This window comes from Enorma phocaeensis (assembly GCF_900186505.1).
Classification (GTDB): Bacteria; Actinomycetota; Coriobacteriia; order Coriobacteriales; family Coriobacteriaceae; genus Enorma; species Enorma phocaeensis.
Genome location: NZ_LT891967.1, coordinates 56,573 through 78,997 on the forward strand (window position 1 = coordinate 56,573; position 22,425 = coordinate 78,997).

The window sequence follows — 22,425 nt, forward strand, 5'->3', positions numbered from 1 at the left end:
AAATGTTGGGACAAACCGGTTACCGTTCATCGCTAAAAACCTACCGTCCATGAGTGAACGAGCAGGTAACATGCCATGAAAATCATCATGAACACCCTGGTGCCATTCTGCGAACGGTACGGAATCACGCGCGAGTGGTTGATTTCCATTCTGTTTCGCCGTCAGCGGTTTTTCGGCAAAATACTTCTTCTTACTTAATCGTATAAGTTATATGCTATGGGTGTATATACGGCATGCGAATGACTTTGCGCGGGAATGATCGGGAGGGGCTGGAGATGGGCAAGCGCGTCACGTTGAAGGACATCGCGCAGGCAGCGAACGTGACCACGGCTACGGTCTCCTATGTCATCAACGACACCCCCGGGCAGAAGATCGCGCCCGAGACCCGTAAACGTGTGCTGCGCGTTGCCCGCGACCTCCATTACATACCCAGTAGCGCGGCACGTGCATTGAGGCGCAAACGTTCGGGATGCGTGGGCGTCGTTGCGAAGAAGAACCTTGCGGTCCCTCGCTTCAGCCAGACGATTCAAGGAATCCAAAGCGAGCTTGAGCGCAATGGCCTCATGGTTTTGCTGTGCACCAACAAGATGAAGGACAACGGCCTGTCCGATTATCTTCTCGCGTATTACGAGGGCAGGGTCGACGGGGTCATTTTCCTCGGTAAGGATAACGTGGGCCCTGATGATGCGAGCGTCGAGCGGATCGGGAGCGACGGGGTTCCGTTCGTGACGTTCGATTGCCAGCAGTCCTCCGATGCCTTCAGCTCCGTTGACTTCGATTACCGCGGGGGTGCGCGGCTGCTTGCAGACCGCGTGATCGAGCGCTGCCCGCGCCGGGTGCTCTACGTAAAGCCGCAGATGGCGACCGCGCAGGAAGAGCAGCGCGGGGCGGGCCTGCACGATGTCCTGGACGCTCATCCGCATATCGAGCTCATCGAGGTCGAAGTCCCCATCACGCTCGGGAACCTCGACACCTGGGATCTTAGGTACTCTGTCGGCATCACCGATGAGGGAGAAGAGCTCACCAGCGCGTTCATGGAAACGATTCTGCATGCCAGTGAGCCGCTCGAGGCCGGTGACGCCGTCATTGCGAGCTGGTCGGGTTGGACCGAACCCATCAGGCAGCTCTATCGATACCGCGGCATCATCACGGCGGAGCTTGCGAACAACGGCGAGAGCCATTTCCATCCCGACTTCTATACGCGCATGCCCAATTTCGATGCGGGCGTCGCTTGCGCCGACGAGCTGCTCTCGCGCTTGGATGGGAAGCCGGTGTCGGCGCGGCTGCTGCGCCTGACCAATATCGTGAGCCCTCCTGCGCTGCACGGCGGATACCCGCAGCCTGCTGAGGCGGGAATCGCATGATGATCTACAACGGTGGTAATCCCCATGGGGGAAGCATTTAGGCAGAGGTGATGGAACATGACAACGAGAGGGGACAACCTGCTGGTCATCCACGGGGGAGGTCCGACGGCGGTTATCAACGCATCGCTGTACGGGGCTGTACGAGCCGCGCTCGATGCGCCTGGTGTCGGCGCCGTGCTCGGCGCTCGAGGCGGTGTCGCGGGGCTTGCCTCCGGGGATTTCGTTGACTTCCGCTCGGTGCCTGAGAGCGATCTCGCCCTGCTGCCCTCTACGCCGTCCTCCGCGATAGGGACGGGCCGCGACGCAGTAGACGAGGAAGGCTACCGCCGCCTTGCTGAAGCGGTGGGGCGCCACGGGATCCGCTGGGTTCTTATGACGGGCGGCAACGGGTCTATGGACACGTGCGGCAAGATCTACCATGCCTGCTGCGAGGCGGGTCTCGAAGTCGGTGTCATGGGCATTCCCAAGACAATGGACAACGACATCGCCGTGACGGACCATGCGCCCGGGTTCGGCAGCGCTGCGCGCTTCGTAGCCCAGGCAACTTCGGAGGTCTGCTGCGACGTGAAGGGCCTACCCATCCATATCGTCGTCCTCGAGGTCATGGGTCGCTCTGCGGGCTGGGTCGCCGCATCGTCGTCTCTCGCATCGGATGCGGGTATCCCCGGCCCCGATTTGATCTACCTGCCCGAGCGCGATTTTAACGAGGATGAATTCCTGGCCGACGTGCAGAAGCTCATCGACGAGAAGCGCTCCGGCGTCGTCGTCGTGAGCGAGGGGCTTCACTATGCGGATGGAACCCCCATCGTCGAGCCGGTTATGACGGTCGGCCGCGCTACATACTTCGGCGACGTCTCCGCTCATTTGTCAAACCTCATCATCAAGAGGCTCGGCTACAAATCCCGCTCCGAGAAGCCCGGGCTGGTGGGCCGCGCCTCCATCGCCTATCAAAGCTCGGTCGACCGCGACGAGGCGATTCGCGCGGGACGCGAGGCGGTGCTCGCCGCGCTCGAGGGCGACTCCGGCAAGATGATCGGCTTCGAGCGTGAGGATGGCCCCGATTACGCCGTCCGCTGCGTGCGCATCCCGATCGAGCAGGTCATGCTCGACGAGCAGCATGTTCCCGATCGGTTCATCAACGAGCGGGGCAACGGCGTCACCGAGGAGTTCCGCGCCTGGTGCCGCCCGCTCATAGGCGAGCCCCTGCCGCGCCTCGTGAGCTTTGCATGAGGTGCTGCGCTTTAAAGAATCATCCATTCCCGACCGCCTGATCGCGGCAACTGGGTACGGCTCTAGGTAACCAAGAAGGAGCGAAACACATGAAACGGATCTACCTGAACCTCAAGCGCTTCGACGTGACGCCGGAATTCGGAGGCGTGAACCGCCTCGCCGATCCGCGCGCATGGGGCGCAGCCGTCGTCGACGCGTTGCAGGATGGCGTGACCGAGCTCTCAGACCGGGCGCACTTCGCGGCGTTTCTGCCCGAGGCGCATCTGATCTCGGCTACCGGCGCGCTCAAGGAGGGTTCGGCGCTGCACGTGGGGTGCCAGGGCATCCACCGCGCAACCACAGCTCCCGGCGGGAACTTCGGTGCCTTCACGAGCCTACGTCCTGCTTCCGCCATGGTTCAGCTCGGTGTGGACAGCGTGCTCATCGGCCACTGCGAGGAGCGCAACGCGCTGCGCGAGGTTATGGCCGCGGTGGGCGTCGAGGGCACGGATGCCGCGCCTGCGGTCGACCGCTTGCTCAACGAGGAGCTCAAGCGTGCGGTGGATGCCGGTCTCGACGTGCTCTTCTGCATCGGGGAGCGCGAGGAGGAAGCGGACGCCTGGCACGAGGTGATCGCCGCCCAGATCGAGCGCGGCCTCGCGGATGTCGACACGTCCAAGGTGGCGCTCGCTTATGAGCCGGTGTGGAGCATCGGGCCGGGCAAGACGCCCGCCGGGAAGGAGCACATCACCCGCGTGGCAGAGCTCGCCAAGGAGCGCTCGGGCGGTCTGCCTGTCGTGTACGGCGGCGGCCTCAAGAGCGATAACGCCGAGATGCTCGCCAGCATCGACGCTATCGACGGCGGCCTCATCGCGCTCACGCGTTTCACGGGTGAGATCGGCTTCTATCCCGAGGAGTACTTCGAGATCGTCCGCCTTTACCTGGGCGTATAGATCGCTTGCCGCGACGGCCGGCAGCACGGTTGGCATCAATCGGTTTGACAGAAAGGAACCGCAATGCATCTTGATTTCGAGTGGGGTACCGGCATGATGGGAGCCGAGCTCCCCGATACGACCGACGTCTTCGTCACCGGTGAGACGGTTAAGGACCCCGAGTGCCTTCCCCAGGATTGGGACAGCCTGTACAACGCGACGCTCGAGAGCATCCGCAACCCCATCGGCATGGATCCGCTCGCCTCCTATGCCGGGCCGGGCAAGAAGGTCGTCATCGTCATCCCCGACATCGTGAAGGGCGGTACGCAGCCCACCGCGCACCGCAAGGTCGCTATCCGTGCCTGCCTCGATGAGCTCTTCGCCAACGGCGTGAAGCATGATGACGTGCTGCTGCTCTTCTCAAACGGCTTGCATCCGCGCACCTCGACCGCCGAGGCCAAGCAGATCTTGGGGCTTGACCTCTACAACGAGTTCGAGGGCACCGGCCAGATCACGAGCCATGATTCCGAGGATTACGACCATCTCGTCGACCTGGGCTTCACAGCCGCCGGCGATCACGTGATCATGAACAAGTACGTCTACGACGCCGATATCGCCATTCTCATCGGCCACACGCAGGGTAACCCCTACGGCGGCTACTCGGGTGGATACAAGCACTGCGCCACGGGCATCACCCACTGGCGTTCCATCAGCGCGCACCATGTGCCGCGCGTTATGAGCCGTCCCGACTTCGTACCTGTCTCCACCTCATCGCTCATGCGCGACAAGTTCGACCAGCAGGGCATGTTCATGGAAGAGAAGATGGGCAAGAAGTTCTTCTGCGTGGACGCGGTGCTCGACACGTGGAGCCGCCAGATCGCCATCTTCTCCGGCTATGCGGCCGAGATGCAGCCCATTTCCTGGGAGGTCGCGGACAAGCGCACCTACGTGCATTGGGCCGAGAAGAAGTACGACATCGTGGTCATGGGTATGCCCACGAACTTCCACTACGGCGACGGCATGGGCACGAACCCCATCCAGATGATGCAAGCCGTCTCCGCCCAGGTCATCCGTCACAAGCGCATCCTTTCCGATCATTGCGTCTTCGTCATCGCGAGCTACTGCAACGGGTGGTTCCACGACGAGCGCTGGCCGTACCTGCGCGAGCAGTGGGAGCTGTGGCAGTCCGACAAGATGAACACGCTTGACGATATGATCGAGTACGGCGAGTACTTTGCCACCAACGAGGAGTACATCCGCAAGTACCGCTTCGCCCACGCGTTCCACCCCTTCCACGGCTTCAGCATGATGACCTGCGGTAATCTTGCCGAGAAGTATCTCTCCGCCACCTACATCGTGGGCGCGCAGAAGCCTGGCATCGCTCGCACCATGGGCCTCAAGACCCGCCCGACGTTCGAGGAGGCCATCGCCGACGCCACGCGCAAGTACACCGACGGCAACCCCAACATCTTGGCGCTGCCGCATGCGTACAACCGCGCCGTGCCGCACCTGTGCATGAAGGACCCGTCGCAGAACAGCACGTTCATGGATGACGCCCCGGCGCATCCCTGCGGCTGCTAGCCATCTGACCGAGGCTGTCCGGGCCGGTCATCCACCGTACCTGGACAGCCTCGTTTCTGGGGCCGCCACATGGCCCTCGTCCTGGCGGCGTTGGCCTTCCTGGAAACATCGTCAGCGTTGCAAGAGAGCCCGGACGCGGCCGACGCGCATCGTGCGCAGCGGCTGCGTGCCGGTGTGCGGGCAGCGTCCGGGCTCTTACTAGTTCGATGGGAGCTGACTCATGCTCGATCTAAACACCACGTACGCCGAGAAATTCGTCGCCAAAGACGAACTCGAGGCGTACGCCGCCGCTCATGCCGCCGTGCTCGAGCGCTGCCAAGCCGGCGAGGAGCGCTATGCCGACTCGCAGGGATGGCTCGACGTGGATGAATGGGCGGGGGAGGAGATCCTCTCGCGCACCGAGCGCCTCGCCGAGAAGATCCGCGCTATCGCGGACACCTTCGTCATCATCGGCGTTGGGGGTTCGAACAACTCCGCCCGTGCGGTCATCAAGGCGCTGGCGCCAAAGAGCGCGCGAATCGTGTACGCGGGCAACACCCTATCTGCTTATGAGCTCAACCGCGTCATCGGCGAGCTCGAAGGCCATGACGTGGTAATCGACTGCATCGCCAAGAACTTCGAGACGCTCGAGCCCGGCTCGTCCTTCAGGCTGCTGCGCCAGTACCTGGTTGATCGCTATGGCGTCGAGGAGGCGGCGCGGCGTATCGTGTGCACGGGCACCATCGGCTCGCCTCTGGATGACCTCTGCCAGGCAGAGGGCTATACGTTCGTGCCGTTCGCGACCAACGTGGGCGGTCGCTACACCGCCCTCACCGAGGTTCACCTGCTGCCGCTCGCCGTCGCGGGTGCCGATATCCGCGCGCTTGCTGCAGGCGCCAAGGAGATGCAGGGTATCTGCCGCGGCGTCACGGGCGTTTCCAATTCCGCCTGGCGCTATGCGTGCATGCGCAACATCCTGTGGGATCGTGGTTACCGGGTGGAGCTGCTCGGTTTCTTCGAGCCACGGTTCCGCTGGTTCTCGAAATGGTGGGAGCAGCTCTTCGCTGAGAGCGAGGGCAAGGACGGGCGCGGCATCTTCCCGTCCTCGCTCGAGTGCTCCGAGGAGATGCACTCGCTCGGCCAATATGCTCAGGATGGTACCCACCAGCTTTTCGAGACCTTCATCGATCTGTTGAATCCCGGCGAGGGGGATAGCTTGGTGCTCGGCGGCACCGATGTCGCGGACGCCTTTGATTACCTCGACGGAAAGGATTTCTGGGACATCAACAAGGCGAGCTTCGCGGCGACGCGCGCCGCGCACGCTGAGGTACTTCCTGTGATGACGCTCGAGTTGGGGCAACTCGATGCCGAACATATGGGTATGATGTTCTATTGGTTCGCGTTCGCCTGCTACCTTTCGGGCGAACTGCTGGGCGTCAATCCCTTTGACCAGCCCGGCGTAGAGGCATATAAGCGCCTGATGTTCAAGGCTCTGGGAAAGTAGAAAGAGGGACCCGTATATGAAGAACGTTAAGTTGCTGTGCGCTGCCGGCACGTCGACCACCGTGCTCGCAGGCAAGGTTCAGGAAGCTGCTGACCGTCTCGGACTCGAGATGAAGGTCTCCGCCGCAGCGCTCACCTCGCTCGAGGAGGCTGCCAAGGACGCGGATCTGCTGCTGCTCACCCCGCAGGTCGAGTTCAAACTCGATGTGGTCAAGATGAGCTGCCCCGACAAGAAGATCGCAGTGCTTCCTGCTGAAGCGTTCGCTTCCATGGACACCGAGGCGATCATCGCCCAGATCAACCGCGAGCTCGCGTAGAAGGAGTTCTGGCTGGTATGCCGCGGGGGCGCCGGATGGTGCCCCCGTTTTCGTATTCATCTCCACCAGGGATCATGTGGGACGCGCTTTGCAGCGGGTCGAATGTGGAAAGGGGCGCGCATCATGGGCAAGACCCTCTATCTTGATTGCACCTGCGGCATCAGCGGCGATATGACCGTCGCTGCGCTGCTCGATCTTGGAGGGAACGAGGCGCGCCTTCGCGATGCGCTCGCGTCGCTCCCCGTCGATGGCTACGAGGTCCGCGTTTCGCGCGTGGCAAAGGCGGGCCTCGATTGCTGCGATTTCGACGTGGTTCTGGATGCTGCGCATGAGAACCACGATCATGACATGGCGTATCTCTTCGGCGGAGAGCATGCTCTCGCCCATGCCCAAGGCCATGACGGCGAGCAGGTGCTCGGCCACGCTCATGCCCACGGTCATGAGCACGAGCACGCGCAGTGCCATGGGCATGACCATGCTCATCGCCATGACGACGAGCATCATCACGGCCATGACCATGGGCACGGCCATGCCCACCATCATGAGCATCGTGGCCCTGCGGACATCGACCGAATCATCGACGCCGGTAGGCTAGCGCCCCGCGCTCGCGACCTCGCGCATCGTATGGTCTCCATCATCGCGGCTGCCGAAGCCAAGGCGCATGGCGTATCCCTCGATGAGGTGCATTTCCACGAAGTTGGCGCCGTCGACTCGATCGTGGACATCGTGTCGGTCGCCGTGCTCATCGATGATCTCGATATCGACCGGGTTATCGTTCCGCGCCTCGTAGACGGTCGTGGGACCATCCGCTGCCAGCATGGCGTCATTCCCGTGCCGGTACCCGCTACGCTCAACATCGTCCAGCAACAGGGCTTGTCGCTCACCATTGGGGATGTTGAGGGAGAACTCGTGACGCCTACGGGCGCTGCCATCGTGGCGGCTCTCGACGCTGAACGGAAGCTGCCGGCGCGCTTCACGGTCAAGCAGGTCGGCTTTGGCTCTGGCAAGCGCTCCTACGAGGTGCCCTCCATCCTTCGTGCAATCATCATCGAGGACGAGGCGCCCTTGCCCCAGGACAGCATCGTGCGCCTCGAGTGCGACATCGACGATGCAACTGGCGAGCAGCTGGGGTATGCCGCCGATGCGCTCCGCGCGGCTGGCGCTCGGGAGGTGCATTGGGCTCCGGTGTTCACCAAGAAGGGGAGACCGGCTTGGCAGTTGCAAGTCATCGCATCTCCAGAGGATGCCGAGCGTTTCGAGGGAATCATCTTTGCCGAAACGGGAACGATCGGCATCCGTCGCTGGCTTTGCGAGCGCAGCGTTCTCAGGCGAGAGCAGGGATCGGCGGAAACGCCGTGGGGGACGGTGCGTACGAAGGTCGTCACGCTTCCAGACGGCGAAACGCGCGAGAAGCCCGAGTTCGACGACTGTGCCGCTCTCGCAGCGCAGCATGGCGTCAGCTTGCGAGCCGTCCAGGACGCCGTCGCGAAGGCAGGAGAACGATAGGCGCTCGGCGCCGCCCAGCCCGTCGATGTCGCTCTCAGTATGCGCTACATGGTTGCCGGCGGCTATCTCGTCGCCGCCGTCCTGGAGTTCATCTCGCTCAAGTTCATCTACAACCTCGATAAGAAGACCATGGACGAGATGGGGGCTGACCTCGCAAAGAAGCATGCCGAGGCATAGCTCGCTCGTCTCACCTTCTCCGCGGCCGCACGCACTCCGCGGCCGCGGAGTCCACAGCTTACAGCTGTCGCCGGCAACATCATCTCCCCGTGCTCAGCGGCGGTTGTAAGGGGCCTTGCGACAAGTCACGCGGTGGCACGGTCCTCTCATACGGCGCGATCCTCGCTTGGGACTCTGCAGGGGTCGTGTCGTTTTGCGCGCATATGGGGTACAAGCGGAAGAGGGCGCCGCTTGGCGCCGATTTTGCTATGCCGAGGGGAGCGTGGTCGCGTGGCTGCATTCGATGAGGTTGTGGGTAAGCTGGGGTTCGGGCTCATGCGCCTGCCGCGTGTGGGCGAGGGCGAGGCCGCTCCGGTCGACGTGGAGCGCGTGAAGACCATGGTCGATGCGTTCCTCGCCGCTGGATTCACGTATTTCGACACCGCGTACGTCTATCACGATGGTGCTTCGGAGTGCGTTGCCAAAGAGGCCCTCGTCGACCGCTATCCGCGCGAGAGCTTCACACTCGCCACCAAAATGCCCGGCTGGCTGCTTAAGGAACCGGGCGATGTCGAGCGAATCTTCGCCGAGCAGCTCGAGCGCACCGGTGCCGGGCATTTCGACTACTACCTCATGCATAACGTCGCCGGCAACCAGATCAAGATGTACGAGGACTTCGGTTGCTGGGAATGGGCGCGCCGCATGAAGGACGAGGGGCTCATTCGGCACCTGGGCTTTTCGTGCCATGACACCGCCGACGTGCTGGACCGGCTGCTCACCGATCATCCTGAGGTCGAATTCGTGCAGCTTCAGCTGAACTACCTCGATTGGGAACATGACGCCGTGCAGGCTCGTGCGTGCTATGAGACGGCAGAGCGTCATGGCGTGCCGGTTGTGGTGATGGAACCCGTCAAGGGCGGGACGCTCGCCAGGCTGCCGGAGGATGCCGCGGCGTTGCTCGCCGAGGCCGATCCGCAGGCGTCCCAGGCCTCGTGGGCGCTGCGCTTCGCGGCGTCGCTGCCGAATGTGAAGGTCGTGCTCTCCGGCATGTCCGATGAATCCCAGATGGCGGAGAACGCCGGTCTGCTCGCCCCCGATTCCTTCAAGCCGCTCGCCGACGACGATCGCGCGCTGCTGCGTCGCGTCGTGGAGATCATCACCTCGGTGGAGGTGGTTGGCTGCACGGCATGCCGCTATTGCACGCCCGGGTGCCCTCAGGGCATCGACATTCCCGCCATCATCGCTGCGCTGAACACGCAACGGCGCTATAAGGATAGCCGGGCAGACATCATGTACGAGCACGCGCTGGCGGATGGTTCCGCCCGTGCATCCGAGTGCATCGCATGCGGCCAGTGCGAGGGCGCCTGCCCTCAGCATCTGCCCATCATAGAGGTGCTCCAAGAGGCCGCGGGGCTGTTCGACAAGGAAGGTTAACGGCATGAAGATCCTCATCGCATCCGACATCCATGGATCGGCGTACTGGGCGGGGCGCTTGATGGAGGCCATCGAGCGCGAGCAGCCCGACCGTATCGCGATTCTGGGCGATGTCCTCTATCACGGCCCGCGCAACGACCTGCCTCGCGACTACGATCCCAAGCGCGTGATTCCACTTATGAACGGTCTTGCCCAGACGGGTTCCCTCATCGCTGTGCGCGGAAACTGCGAGGCCGAGGTCGACCAGATGGTTCTCGACTTTCCGTGCATGTCCGATTATGCGGTGATCGTTGACGATGCCGGGCGCGAGCTGTTCCTCACGCACGGCCATATCTTCGGAGCCGGGTTCCACAACAGCGTGGACAACCTTCCGGCGCTGCCCGAAGGCTCGGCCATCGTGTATGGCCACACGCACGTCAAAGTGAACGAAGAGGTGCCGGGCAAGCCGGGAATATGGGCGTTCAACCCCGGGAGCGTGAGCATCCCCAAAGATGGGAGCCATAGCTTCGGCATCTACGAGAGCGGCAAGCCCCTCGCCGAGGCGTTCACCCACGTCGTGCTTGAGGAGGCGTAGGCGATGGCGGGCATGAAGGAAACGCACGGCGACGGCGCCTCCTCATCGCAGCGCGACCGTTCGACCCGCGTCGATGCGAGCGTCGCCTTCGACGGGCTCACCGAGACGATCTGGCGCCTGCGTCAGCCGGATGGCTGCCCATGGGACCGTGCGCAGACCCATGCATCCATCGCCAAGAACATGCTCGAGGAGGCATACGAGGCGGTCGATTGCATCGAGGATGGTGATGCCGCGCACCTGCGCGAGGAACTCGGTGATGTGCTCATGCAGGTCATGCTCCACGCCCAGATCGCAGCCGACGCCGGGGAATTCTCGATAGCCGACGTTGTGGGCGACCTTGATGAGAAGCTCATCCGCCGGCATCCACACGTATTTGGCGAGAGCTCCGGTGCCCATGACGCTGCCGAGGTGCTTGACATCTGGGATGCGGTGAAACGCGCCGAGCGCGAAGAGCGTTCCGCGCCGCAAGAGGGGCAGGCGGGGAATAGCACATCAGCGGAGGAGGATCCCGAGGCCGCCCGCCCCGAGCGCCCGGAAGGGCTGCTCGACTCCGTGCCCCGTTCGCTGCCGGCGCTCATGCAGGCCGAGAAGGTCTCCAAGCGCGCTGCCAAGGTGGGCTTTGAGTGGGAAACCGTCGATGACGTTTGGAGGCAGGTCGCTGAGGAGCGCTCTGAATTCGAGGCGGAGGCTCCCGGCAGCCCCGAACGCGCGCTGGAATTCGGCGACCTGCTCTTCGCTTTGGTAAACGTCGCGCGCAAGGAAGGCATCGATGCCGAGAGCGCCCTGAGGGCGAGTACGAGGAAGTTCCGCGCGCGCTGGAGCGCGGTGGAGGGCCTTGCTTGGCGCGAGGGGCATGCGGTCGAGGACCTCTCGACTGAGGAGCTGAATCGCTTGTGGGAGGAGGCCAAAGCGGCGGAGTAGGGTGGGCCGTGCGGGGCCGGCGGCATTTGATTGCTGCAGAACGGCTCAGCCAGCGATCGTTTCTTTCCGTTTTGGCGACCGAGCGATACTTTACAGGAAAACGGGGCATAAGAACTTAAGTTTGAATTGGCTAACCTTCGCTCGCTGCGAAGGACGGGGTGCCGAAGATGCTCGGCGTTCCCGGGAGAGAAAGGATGACCAATGAGCGAGATTTTGGATGTCTACGGCCGCGAGGTACTTGATTCGCGTGGCAACCCTACGGTCGAGGTCGAGGTTGTGCTCGACGACGGCTCGTTCGGCCGTGCCATGGTGCCCTCGGGTGCCTCGACCGGCGCCTTCGAGGCTGTCGAGCTGCGCGATGGCGATAAGGGTCGCTATCTGGGAAAGGGGGTTACCAAGGCGGTCGACCACGTGAACAAGGAGTGCGCAGACGCGGTGATTGGCATGGACGCCTTCGACCAGCGCGCGGTCGATGCGGCGCTCTTGGCCGCAGACGGCACCTCCAACAAGGGCAACCTCGGCGCTAACGCCATCTTGGGCGTCTCGCTCGCGGTCGCGCGAGCCGCGGCGCAGTCTGCCGGCCTGGAGCTCTATAGCTATCTGGGCGGTGTCAACGGCCATACACTCCCCACGCCGATGATGAACATCCTGAATGGCGGCGTCCACGCCGACAACAACGTCGACTTCCAGGAGTTCATGATCATGCCGGTGGGTGCTCCGAGCTTTGCTGAGGGCCTACGCTGGTGCGCCGAGGTCTACCACACGCTCAAGAGCGTGCTCAAGGAGTCCGGTCATGCGACGGGCGTGGGCGACGAGGGCGGTTTCGCGCCCGACCTCGCTACCAACGAGGAGCCGCTCCAGTACATCGTCAAGGCCATCGAAGCCGCCGGCTACAAGCCTGGTGAGGACTTCATGATCGCCATGGACCCTGCGACCACCGAGTGCTACGACGCCGAGCGCGGAGTGTACGTGCTCAAGGGCGAGGGTCGCGAACTCACCACCGACGAGATGATCGACTATTGGGCCGATCTGGTGGAGAAGTATCCCATCATCTCCATCGAGGACGGCCTTGCCGAGGAGGATTGGGATGGTTGGGTCAAGCTCACCGAGCGCTTGGGCAAGAGGGTCCAGCTCGTGGGCGACGACCTCTTCGTCACCAATACCGAGCGTCTGAAGAAGGGTATCGAGCTTGGCGCGGCGAACGCGATTCTCGTCAAGGTGAACCAGATCGGCACGCTCACCGAGAGCCTCGAGGCCATCGAGATGGCCAAGCGCGCGGGCTACGCCTGCGTCGTGTCGCATCGTTCTGGCGAGACCGAAGATTCCACGATCGCCGATCTCGCCGTCGCGACTAACGCCGGCCAGATCAAGACCGGTGCCCCTTGCCGTTCCGACCGCATTGCAAAGTACAACCAGCTGCTCCGTATCGAGGATGGCCTGTACACCTCGGCTGAGTATGCTGGCCGCGGCGCCTTCTACAACCTGCGTTAGAACCTGCGGTAGACGGTAGCTCCCATCGGGAGGCCCGGCGGTTCCACGCGAACGTCCTCGCCGCTTTGCGGCTGCGGAATGTTCGCTTTGGAATCCGCCGGGCCTCCCTGCGTTTCCGACCGCGGTTTGGCGGGAAAATGGCGTCCTCGTGGCTGCAGTGATGTGCTCATAATTGCTTAACTTTGCTCAAAAATGCGTAATTAGATACCGGTGACGGAGAAATACTGACCGTTTACCGGCTATTTGCGTAGATATGCGCACTTTTGAAAGAACTTGCGCAAAAATGAGGACAACGCAAGCGAGAGAGGATGCTCCATGGCAGACCACATCAGCGCAGCCGCTCCGCGCGACGCCGCAGAAGCGGCCCGCGCAGCCTTCGCCGCAGCGGCGGTTAAACCCTTCCCCAAAGACATCTTCACCGCGCCTCAGCTCAAGTGGGCCGTTATCGGTTGCGGCGTCATCGCCAACCAGATGGCCGAATCGCTGGCACTCGCCGGCAGGCGCATCTACGGCGTGGAAAACCGCACTCGTGAGAAGGCCGTCGCCTTCGCCGAGCGCCATGGCGTCGAGCGCGTTTACGACACCCCCGAGGAGCTCTACGCAGACCCCGAGGTCGATGCCGTCTACATCACCACGCCTCATAACACGCATATCCGCTACCTGCGCGGCGCGCTTTCGGCGGGAAAGCACGTCCTCTGCGAGAAATCCATCACCCTCAACGCTGCTGAGCTGGATGAGGCCCGCGCCCTTGCCGATGCGCATGGCGTGGTGCTCATGGATGCCACCACGATTCTCCACATGCCGCTGTATCAGGAGCTTCGTCGTCGCGCGGCAGTCGGTGAGTTCGGTCGCATGAATCTGGCGCAGCTGAACTTCGGGTCCTACAAGGAGTACGGCGATCTCACCAACCGCTTCTACAACCCGGCGCTCGCCGGCGGCGCCATGCTCGACATCGGCGTCTACGCGCTCAGCCTGATGCGCCTCTTCATGGAAAGCCAGCCCACCGAGGTCGTCTCGCTCGGCAACCTCGCCGCCACCGGTGTGGACGAGGCCGCGGGCATCGTGTGCCGCAACGCCGAGGGTCAGCTCGGCGTGGTCTCGCTCTCGCTCCACTCCAAGCAACCCAAGCGCGCCGTCATCTCCTTCGACCGCTGCTACATCGAGGTCGGCGAGTACCCGCGCGCCGACACGGCCACGATCGTGTGGACAGCCGACGGCAGCCGTGAGACCGTGAGCTGCGGCGAGGAGGCATACGCCCTCTGCTATGAGATGGCGGACCTCGAGGCAGCGGTTGCCGGCAGCGCCGAGAAGCGCGTCCTGCTCGATTACGCCTCCGACGTGATGGAACTCATGACCCAGCTGCGTGCCAACTGGGGCGTCGTCTATCCCGAGGAGCGCTAGCATGCTTGCGGAAGAGCGCCTCGCGCGCATCGTGGAGGTGGTCGAGCGGGAGGGTACGGCCACCGTTGCCAAGCTTGCCGAGCTTCTGGGAACTTCGGAGTCAACTATCCGGCGCGACCTTGATAAGCTCGACCAGGCCCATCGCCTCGTGAAGGTGCACGGCGGCGCAACCGCCCGCGAGGCCGCCCATCTTACGCGCGACCTCACGCTTTCCGAGCGCCATGGCCTGCATGACGAGGAGAAGCGCATCATCGCCGGGTACGCCGCGACGCTCATCGAACCGGATGACTTCGTCTACATCGATGCGGGCACCTCGACCGAGGCCCTCGTCGCATGCATTGCCGAGACGCGTGCGCTATACGTGACCGATTCCGTCTCCCATGCGTTGGCGCTCGCCGCGCGCGGCTGCCGCGTCACCGTCCTGGGTGGCGAGCTCAAAAGCGCCACCGAGGCGCTTGTGGGCCCAGATGCCATCGCCTCGCTTGAGCGCTACCACTTCACCTTGGGATTCTGGGGGGCCAACGGGATCACGTCTCAGGCGGGTTTCACCACGCCCGACCGCAGCGAGGCCCAGGTCAAGCAGGTCTCGATGGAGCACACGGAGCGCCGCTACGTGCTCTCCGACGCGAGCAAGTTCGGGCGCACGGGCCTGGTGAGCTTCGCGCCCTTCGAGTATGCCCAGATCCTTACCGCCGGCACCGTGCCGGATGAGTATCGTAACTTCGAGAACATCGTGGAGGTGGGGAGATGATCTACACCGTAACGCTCAACCCGTCGCTCGACTACATCGTCCGCGTCGACGGCATGCGTCTCGGCACCATCAACCGCACGGCATTCGAGCAGATTCTGCCGGGCGGCAAGGGCGTGAATGTTTCCATCGTGCTTGGAAACCTCGGCCATGGAAGCCGTGCGCTCGGCTTCACGGCCGGCTTCACGGGCAGCGAGCTCGAGCGCCTGTGCGGCGAGGCGGGCGTGGACTGCGACTTCATCCGCGTGGAGCGGGGCATGACTCGCATCAACGTCAAGGTCAAAAGCGACGAGGAGACCGAGCTGAACGGCCGGGGACCGGCGATCACCGAGGAGGACGTCGAGGCGCTCCTCGCCAAGTTGGACGGGCTCGGTGCGGACGATACGCTCGTGCTCTCGGGCTCGGTGCCCGCGTGCCTGCCCTCCGATATGTACGAGCGCCTTATGCTGCGCGTTGCCGGACGCGGCGTGCGCGTGGTCGTGGACGCCGAGCGGGAACTGCTCACCCGGTCCCTGCCGCACCGCCCCTTCCTCGTGAAGCCCAACAACCATGAGCTCGGTGACATCTTCGGCGTCACGCTCAGCCGCCGCGACGAGGTGGTGCCCTATGCACGACGGCTCCAGGAACAGGGTGCTGCCAACGTGCTCGTCTCGATGGCGGGAGAGGGCGGTGTGCTCGTCGCCCAGACCGGTCAGGTCTTTGAGAGCGCGGCGGCGCGCGGCACCGTGGTGAACTCCGTGGGTGCGGGCGACTCCTCGGTCGCTGGGTTCCTCGCAGGCCTGATGGAGACGGGCTCCTACGAGGCCGCTTTCCGCATGGCGCTCGCCGCGGGCTCCGCAAGCGCGTTCAGCGACCACTTGGCTACCCGCGCCGAGGTCGAAGCGCTGCTCTCGGCGTAGCATGCATGTCCGCGCAATGCCGATGGCGCATCCGCGCGATCCGGCTCGCCGAGCCGCTTGCCCGGTGAGATTGCGAGCCTCGGCGCAGGCGTTGCAGGGCCCTTCAACTTCCAACTAAACCAGGCATTCAACTTCATGTTGCCCATCCCTGCGGGCTACATCGCCATATCCATCGCCGATCGTCCCGGTCTTGCGGCGGGCTTTGTTGGCGGCTGGATCGCCAAGCAGGGTTACACGCTCGGCTACCTCTCCACGGCCATGGGCTCCGAAGCCCAGGCGGCGCTCGTTTCCGGCGGCTTCCTCGGCGCACTTCTCGCCGGCTTCGTGGCGGGCTACCTCATGCTCGGAATCGAGCGCGCGCTCGAGAGGCTCCCCAGTTCGATCGAGGGCATCAAGCCGATCCTGCTCTACCCTGTGCTCGGCGTCTTTCTCACGAGCCTCATCATGATGGGCGTGAATCCCATCATGGGCGCCATCAACTCCGCGCTCTTCGGGTTCCTGAACGGCCTGTCCGGTTCCTCCATGGTCCCGCTCGGCATCATCGTGGCCGGCATGCAGGCTACCGACATGGGCGGTCCCGTCAACAAGGCAGCGTACGTGTTCGGTACCGCAGCGCTTGCCGAGCAGACGCTGAGCGGCAACATGATCATGGCTGCCGTCATGGCAGGCGGCATGGTGCCCCCGCTGCCGGCGTGCATTCTCGGCTCCGCAACCGCTGGCGGCCTCTCGATGCTGTTCGGCTGCGCGAGCCCTGCTCCGCATGGAGGCGCTTGGGTGATCGCGGTGATCACCAACCCCGTGCAGTACCTCATTGCGCTCTTTGCGGGCGCGGCGGTGGGCTGCCTCGTGCTCTCCCTGCTCAAGAAGCCCCTGCCTCCCGAGCAGAGCGGGCTTGCCAAGTAAGCGCGGGCTCAGAGAAATGAAGCCATGGGCGCCGGGTGCTCGCTGCGAGGCCCGGCGCCTTCTACAACCTGTGCCAGGCGATCGCCTCGGCGGGGGAGGGCCGTCGCGAGGGTGCAGGGCAGCGTCACGGCAAAACTCGGTCTCCCAGTCTGGCCCCTCATTCCTGGAGCAGCTGCTTCAGGGATGAGGGGCTGTCTTTTATTGATGGACCTCAGCCGGTGCCTATGCTCTGCGCCCGCTATTCGGCTGATTCGATGGGTTGTGCGCATGCGATGCAACTTGGAGTGGCATATCGCCCTTCTGGGCGCGGGTATCGAGCGCTTGGTATAAGATAGACCTGCGCATAACCACACTTCAAACGTACAAGGCGCTTATGGGAACGTATCAGAACAACCGCACTGCTCGCGGTCGCACGCGCGACCGGGCCGCCTCTGCCGCCACCACCGGCGACCTTTCTGCTGCCGCCACGCGCCTGCGTGCGACATCCTCATCTCGCGCGGGCGGCGCGGGTGCATCTTCATCTAGGAGGTCCGCCGCGCGTAGGGGAGCGTCTTCGCGGACGTCTCCAAGGCGCTCGACGTTCATGAGGTACGCGGCTGATAACCGTGTGGTTCAGTTCATCTATTCGCTCACCACCGGCTCCGCAAAGCCGTTTTTCTACGCTGCTGTGGTAGTGGCGGTGCTCGTAAGCATCTATTTTCCGGTGCGCGACCTCTATTCCGCATATCGCACGGGAATCGTGTTGGAGCAGCAGCTCCAGATCAGGAGCGCGTATAACGAGGACCTCGAGTCGCGCGTCGACAGCTTGCTTTCGACCGAAGGCATCGAGCGCGCTGCCCGTGAGGATCTGGGCTTGGTCATGCCGGGGGAGCGCGTCATCGATGTCGTAGGCCTCGATGAGGGCTCTTCGAGTGAAGGGGATGCCTCGTCCACCTCCGGCGATTCAGCTGCGGGCGACGACTCCGCTTCCGGAACCGCTTCGGGTTCCGCTTCAGACGATTCCGAAGGGCAAGCGGGCGAAGGCGCCGCCGATAGCGCTTCTTCCGAAGACGACGCTTCTGCGGATGGCGGTGAATCTGCCGGGCAGGATGGACCGATGACCTCTACCGATGTCGAGCAGGCCGAGCAGGCGGCGCTCGCCGATGCCCCCTGGTACATCAAAATGCTCGATGCGCTCTTCTTCTATCAGGGAGCTGATGGCCAAGCGGTGGCGTCTTCCGGCGAATAGTAAGAAAGGACGCCAGAATGACTGATTATCAGGGCATGGTGACCCGCGGCATGCCGATCGCGGCCATCGATCTGGGAACGGTGTCATCACGCCTCCTGCTTGCAGAGATTCGCGGAAAGTGCGTCGTTGGGGTGCGAAAAAGGACAATAATCACCGATCTTGGCGAACGCGTCGATGCGACGGGGCTCATCAGCGAGGCTGCCATCGAGCGCGTCGTCGATGCCTGCCGGGGATTTGTAGACGAGATTCGTGATTTTGGCGCTGTCGCCGTGTGCACCACGCTTACCAGTGCGGCGCGTGATGCGGCAAATGGTGAGGCTCTGCTTGCCCCCTTGCGAGAGCTAGGCCTCGCGCCGCAAGTCATACCCGGTGAGGTGGAGGCGCGCTTGACGTTCTTGGGCGTGGCGCACGATTTTCCCGGCGAGCTCATCGCGGTTGCCGATTCGGGGGGAGGTTCAACCGAGGTCGCAGTCGGTCGTTACGACGAGGACGCAAGACGGCTCGAGCTCGAGCGGGCACGGTCTCTCGATATCGGGTGCCGGCGCCTGACCGAGCGGTTCTTGCCGGGCGATCCTCCCGCTGAGGACGATATCGATCGTGCCGCCGCTTGGGCTTTCGAGGAGTTCTCCCCGGTGTGGGGCTCGCTTTCCGCCAGCGGAGCAAAGCTGATCGCGGTGGGTGGCACGGTGACCACGCTGATTGCGATGACGTACGAGCTCGAGCCGTACGATTCTTCCTTCGTTCATCTCCACGAGCTAACAGCGGACGAGGTGGACCTCTGCATCGAGCGCATGCGCGGCCTCAGCGTGGAGGGAATCCGCCAGCTCAAAGGCGTTCAGCCAAAGCGCGCTCATGTGATTCTCGCCGGTGCCATCGTGATACGCGAGCTGATGCGCGCCGCGGGCTATGAGCGTCTGACCGTCAGCGAGAACAGCATCCTTGCAGGTCTTGCTTCGACTATTGCCGAGGTTCTCGCAGGCGCCCCGACCACCGTCTCCTGGGTTCCCGAGCTTTCGCGTTGAGCATCCATGCAAGTCTGATAGACTGTCCAAGATACTTGGGGGCGTGGCGGAATTGGCATACGCAGGAGACTTAAAATCTCTCGCCTTCGGGATTGTGGGTTCGAGTCCCACCGCCCCTACCAAGCTTTTTTGACGCGCTACTTTTTCTTTCACATTCGTGCAAAGGGGAAGTAAACTAAAACGCGTTCACACCCCGAAAGGAGACGTAATCCATGAAGAAGATCGTTCTTGCGTGCGGCTCGGGCATCGCTACCTCGACTGCCGTTGCCCAGAAGGTTTCCTCCTTGCTGAACGACAACGGGTACGATGGCAAATATGAGATCGTTCAGTGCGCAATCTCCGAGGCGAAGGAGACTTGTGCTGACGCCGACCTTCTCGTGGCGACGACGGTTGCCCCCGATGGTCTTGAGTGCCCCTATGTGAGCGGCGTGCCGTTCCTCACGGGCGTGGGTCGTCCCGCTGCCGAACAGGAGATCCTTTCTATCATGGCGCGGTAAACCTGCGCTTTCACGCGCATGGGGAATTCGTCCAAGAAAAAGACTTGCGCGGAATCTGTCGCTAGGGTAAGATAACTGCGCTCTCGACAGAAGTTGAGGCTACGCGGGCGTGGCGGAATTGGCAGACGCGTATGGTTCAGGTCCATATGGGGGCAACCCCGTGAAGGTTCAAGTCCTTTCGCCCGCACCACAGCATGATAAGGCCCCCTTCAGGGGCCTTTTTCGTATCACTCGACCGGGGGTCAGCGTATGAATTGGTTCTATCTGCTCATCGTCTTGCTTATCGCTGCAGCGATCATCTCGCTCGTCTTGTCTTTTCTTGGCGTGGTAATCGTAGGGGCGCTCCGCTTGATTCCATTCGTGCTCATCGCTCTCGTGGTGCTCGTCGCGATGGGTAAGCTCAAGATCAGCGTGCGTCGTGAAGACGGCGATGATCGTCGTTGGCTTCCTTAAGCCCTTGTGATACGATATCCCGGCATGTCTTCTGTGCCCGAGTGGCGGAATTGGCAGACGCAGCAGACTCAAAATCTGCCGCTGGCAACAGCGTGCGAGTTCGACCCTCGCCTCGGGCACCACTCCGTTCCATGATGATGTCGTGGAACTGCGGGAGTTGTGATAACATGCACACCGCATCGCGCAAGCGATGACCAAGTGGGGCGCAGGCCCCCACCTTTCGGCGCTTCGGCAGCTGTCTGGTCAATACAACTGAACGTGAGGGATAGGAGTATTCCGCCCGATTTTAGGTTGTGAAGCCCGGCTGCTGTTGAGCACCGGGCTTTTCGTTACGAAGGAGGTACCGAAAATAGCTAAGCATGATGACACGCGCATCAACGATGAGATCACCGCGACCACGTGCCGCCTGATCGGTGTCGATGGCTCCCAGCTGGGGCTCTTCGGCATCCGCGATGCGCAGCGTGTCGCCGACGAGCAGGGTCTCGACCTGGTTGAGATCGCGCCCAACGCCAATCCGCCGGTTTGCAAGGTGATGGACTACGGCAAGTTCAAGTACCAGCAAGCCATGAAGGCCAAGCAGGCTCGTAAGAATCAGTCTAAGGTCGAGGTCAAGGAGATGAAGTTCCGACCGAAGATCGACGTGGGCGATTACGAGACCAAGAAGGGGCATGTCCTGCGCTTCCTCAAGAAGGGTGCGCGCGTGAAGATCACGATCATGTTCCGCGGCCGCGAGATGGCTCATCCGGAGCAGGGCCTGAATGTTCTCGAGCGTCTTGCCGAGGACCTGAAGCCCTATGCGACGGTTGAGTCGCAGCCTAAGCTCGAGGGCCGCAACATGCTCATGCTGCTCGCCCCGATCAAGGGGGCCTTCGACGAAAAGCCTGAAAAGGCCGAAAGCAAGAACGACTAACGACAACGTCGTATAAGCGATTAAGGAGAAGAACATGCCCAAGATGAAGTCGCACAGCGGAACCAAGAAGCGCTTCCGTCTCACCGGGACCGGCAAGCTGGTTCGCGGCAAGGCCTACAAGAGCCATATCCTTACCAAGAAGACCACCAAGCGCAAGCGCGGCTTCCGTCAGGAGACCACGGTTTCCTCTGCCGACCGCAAGACGGTCGTGTCGCGTCTCGCTTAACCGTCCGTTAGCCGACTTACCGATCCCAAAGACTAGGAGTTGATTAGATATGGCACGTGTGAAGCGCGCTCTCAACGCCCGTAAGCACCATCGCACCATCCTGAAGCGGGCCAAGGGCTACTATGGCGCTGCCTCCCGTACGTACAAGCATGCTAAGGAGCAGGTGCAGCACTCCCTCCAGTACCAGTACCGCGATCGCCGTAACAAGAAGCGTGAGATCCGCAGCCTCTGGATTACCCGCATCAACGCTGCCGCCCGCATGAACGACATTTCCTACTCGCAGTTCATGCACGGTCTCAAGGTTGCCGGCATCGAGCTTGACCGTAAGGTGCTCGCCCAGATGGCCTATGAGGATATCGAGAGCTTCAACGAGCTTGCCGCCATCGCCAAGAAGGCGCTCGAGGCCTAAGGCTTCCTTCAATATAGTTTCGATGAGCCCTTTGGCAGGATCGAGAGTGAAAGGCACCGGAATCCCGGTGCCTTTTTTCTTAGAGTTCTATATCGAAGTAGATGGTGCGAGTTGAAGGAATGCAAGCCTTGATAGCAGTTCAGCTTTATAGATAACGTGCCTGAAAAATAATCTCTATAGTTCTCCAGAGCAACAAACAGGCTCTCAAAGAGCGCGAATACCTAAAACAACACGAATGATCGTGCACCGAGCGATTTCAATGACAAAAGTGTTGTTTAGTGCTCTTGGCGGTGGAAAAGCGCTGCAGTTGCCATGAAACCCGCTGACTTGCAAAACAAATGTGCAGATGAAAAAGGTGAAGGAATTGGTTGTCGGGAGTTAACGCGCGGATAACCACCGCCAAGAGGAACGGATTGGACACATATAGGAAGAATGCAGGTATATGCGTTAGTAATCGGAGTTGAAAACCGAGAAGAAGACTAGATCGAGAAAGCAATATGTGATGGAAATGTGAAGCAATCAACAGACACTTGCACCGCTCTGAAATTCTGGCAATATATCTCCTTGCCGCGCGGCACGGGCCGCGCAGGCGGGTACCTTGGGAACCGGATACCGCGAGGCGGGAGAGGGAGAACGCGCGGGAGCGCGCCCTCCTCGCCAGGGAGAGACGATTGATAACCATTTGTGATTTCGAGCGGAACTCACCTATACGTGAGTGAGAGACCACGGCCCCCCTCGGGGGGCGAGTCGATTCACCTTTCC

The 22,425-nt window shown here is 62.3% G+C and carries 23 protein-coding genes and 3 tRNA genes; all 26 read left to right on the plus strand.

Annotated features, from left to right (window positions below; all coding sequences use genetic code 11):
- The first annotated feature begins 275 nt into the window (after positions 1–275).
- The 26 genes from C1717_RS00315 to rplT all read left to right on the plus strand — a co-directional run bounded on the left by C1717_RS00315 (position 276) and on the right by rplT (position 21,663).
- Positions 276–1,364, plus strand: a complete 1,089-nt coding sequence (locus C1717_RS00315) for a LacI family DNA-binding transcriptional regulator (RefSeq protein ID WP_180965775.1) — start codon at positions 276–278, stop codon at positions 1,362–1,364.
- Between the two features lie 57 nt (positions 1,365–1,421).
- Positions 1,422–2,594: a diphosphate--fructose-6-phosphate 1-phosphotransferase gene (locus C1717_RS00320; RefSeq protein ID WP_102371252.1), complete on the plus strand. Its 1,173-nt coding sequence runs from the start codon at positions 1,422–1,424 to the stop codon at positions 2,592–2,594.
- An 89-nt stretch (positions 2,595–2,683) separates the two neighbouring features.
- Positions 2,684–3,526, plus strand: coding sequence for a triose-phosphate isomerase (locus tag C1717_RS00325; RefSeq protein ID WP_102371253.1), 843 nt, complete (start codon positions 2,684–2,686; stop codon positions 3,524–3,526).
- Positions 3,527–3,589: 63 nt separating this feature from the next.
- Complete coding sequence (locus tag C1717_RS00330) at positions 3,590–5,086, plus strand: lactate racemase domain-containing protein (protein ID WP_102371255.1); 1,497 nt, start codon at positions 3,590–3,592, stop codon at positions 5,084–5,086.
- Between the two features lie 220 nt (positions 5,087–5,306).
- Positions 5,307–6,569 carry a glucose-6-phosphate isomerase gene (locus C1717_RS00335; RefSeq protein ID WP_102371256.1) on the plus strand — a complete coding sequence of 421 codons (1,263 nt, stop codon included), beginning with the start codon at positions 5,307–5,309 and terminating at the stop codon, positions 6,567–6,569.
- Positions 6,570–6,585: 16 nt separating this feature from the next.
- On the plus strand, positions 6,586–6,885 hold the full coding sequence (locus C1717_RS00340; RefSeq protein WP_102371258.1) for a PTS sugar transporter subunit IIB: 300 nt from the start codon (positions 6,586–6,588) through the stop codon (positions 6,883–6,885).
- A gap of 123 nt (positions 6,886–7,008) precedes the next feature.
- Positions 7,009–8,391 (plus strand): nickel pincer cofactor biosynthesis protein LarC, encoded by a 1,383-nt coding sequence (larC, locus tag C1717_RS00345; protein WP_102371259.1) that lies wholly within the window; start codon positions 7,009–7,011, stop codon positions 8,389–8,391.
- A 39-nt stretch (positions 8,392–8,430) separates the two neighbouring features.
- Positions 8,431–8,568 carry a hypothetical protein gene (locus tag C1717_RS10530; RefSeq protein WP_180965776.1) on the plus strand — a complete coding sequence of 46 codons (138 nt, stop codon included), beginning with the start codon at positions 8,431–8,433 and terminating at the stop codon, positions 8,566–8,568.
- Between the two features lie 270 nt (positions 8,569–8,838).
- Positions 8,839–9,981 (plus strand): aldo/keto reductase, encoded by a 1,143-nt coding sequence (locus C1717_RS00350; RefSeq protein WP_219722239.1) that lies wholly within the window; start codon positions 8,839–8,841, stop codon positions 9,979–9,981.
- 4 nt (positions 9,982–9,985) lie between these two features.
- Entirely contained in the window at positions 9,986–10,555 is a 570-nt protein-coding gene (yfcE, locus tag C1717_RS00355; RefSeq protein WP_102371261.1) for a phosphodiesterase, read from the plus strand.
- 3 nt (positions 10,556–10,558) lie between these two features.
- The gene (gene mazG / locus C1717_RS00360) at positions 10,559–11,476 is read left to right on the plus strand and encodes a nucleoside triphosphate pyrophosphohydrolase (RefSeq protein WP_245859319.1); all 918 of its coding nucleotides are present in this window, start codon (positions 10,559–10,561) and stop codon (positions 11,474–11,476) included.
- A 201-nt stretch (positions 11,477–11,677) separates the two neighbouring features.
- A complete protein-coding gene (eno, locus tag C1717_RS00365) occupies positions 11,678–12,967 on the plus strand; it encodes a phosphopyruvate hydratase (RefSeq protein ID WP_102371263.1) in 1,290 nt (429 codons plus the stop codon).
- Between the two features lie 315 nt (positions 12,968–13,282).
- Positions 13,283–14,368, plus strand: coding sequence for a Gfo/Idh/MocA family protein (locus tag C1717_RS00370; protein WP_102371264.1), 1,086 nt, complete (start codon positions 13,283–13,285; stop codon positions 14,366–14,368).
- A gap of 1 nt (position 14,369) precedes the next feature.
- Complete coding sequence (locus tag C1717_RS00375; protein WP_102371266.1) at positions 14,370–15,119, plus strand: DeoR/GlpR family DNA-binding transcription regulator; 750 nt, start codon at positions 14,370–14,372, stop codon at positions 15,117–15,119.
- Entirely contained in the window at positions 15,116–16,015 is a 900-nt protein-coding gene (pfkB, locus tag C1717_RS00380) for a 1-phosphofructokinase (protein WP_102371267.1), read from the plus strand. The genes C1717_RS00375 and pfkB overlap by 4 nt, the downstream gene beginning before the upstream one ends.
- 57 nt (positions 16,016–16,072) lie before the next feature.
- Positions 16,073–16,918, plus strand: a complete 846-nt coding sequence (locus C1717_RS00385; RefSeq protein ID WP_245859320.1) for a PTS fructose transporter subunit IIC — start codon at positions 16,073–16,075, stop codon at positions 16,916–16,918.
- A gap of 373 nt (positions 16,919–17,291) precedes the next feature.
- Positions 17,292–18,146: an FtsB family cell division protein gene (locus tag C1717_RS10765; RefSeq protein ID WP_245859321.1), complete on the plus strand. Its 855-nt coding sequence runs from the start codon at positions 17,292–17,294 to the stop codon at positions 18,144–18,146.
- A 17-nt stretch (positions 18,147–18,163) separates the two neighbouring features.
- Complete coding sequence (locus C1717_RS00395; RefSeq protein WP_102371269.1) at positions 18,164–19,168, plus strand: Ppx/GppA phosphatase family protein; 1,005 nt, start codon at positions 18,164–18,166, stop codon at positions 19,166–19,168.
- Between the two features lie 37 nt (positions 19,169–19,205).
- A tRNA-Leu gene (locus C1717_RS00400) sits at positions 19,206–19,290 on the plus strand.
- Between the two features lie 90 nt (positions 19,291–19,380).
- Complete coding sequence (locus C1717_RS00405; RefSeq protein ID WP_102371270.1) at positions 19,381–19,665, plus strand: PTS sugar transporter subunit IIB; 285 nt, start codon at positions 19,381–19,383, stop codon at positions 19,663–19,665.
- A 103-nt stretch (positions 19,666–19,768) separates the two neighbouring features.
- Positions 19,769–19,855, plus strand: a tRNA-Leu gene (locus tag C1717_RS00410).
- 59 nt (positions 19,856–19,914) lie between these two features.
- Positions 19,915–20,118: a hypothetical protein gene (locus C1717_RS00415; protein ID WP_102371272.1), complete on the plus strand. Its 204-nt coding sequence runs from the start codon at positions 19,915–19,917 to the stop codon at positions 20,116–20,118.
- A 35-nt stretch (positions 20,119–20,153) separates the two neighbouring features.
- Positions 20,154–20,240: transfer RNA gene (locus tag C1717_RS00420), tRNA-Leu, on the plus strand.
- A gap of 188 nt (positions 20,241–20,428) precedes the next feature.
- Entirely contained in the window at positions 20,429–21,028 is a 600-nt protein-coding gene (gene infC / locus C1717_RS00425) for a translation initiation factor IF-3 (RefSeq protein WP_420536043.1), read from the plus strand.
- Between the two features lie 34 nt (positions 21,029–21,062).
- On the plus strand, positions 21,063–21,254 hold the full coding sequence (gene rpmI, locus C1717_RS00430) for a 50S ribosomal protein L35 (RefSeq protein WP_102371275.1): 192 nt from the start codon (positions 21,063–21,065) through the stop codon (positions 21,252–21,254).
- 49 nt (positions 21,255–21,303) lie between these two features.
- Positions 21,304–21,663 (plus strand): 50S ribosomal protein L20, encoded by a 360-nt coding sequence (gene rplT / locus C1717_RS00435; protein ID WP_102371276.1) that lies wholly within the window; start codon positions 21,304–21,306, stop codon positions 21,661–21,663.
- Positions 21,664–22,425: the final 762 nt, after the last annotated feature.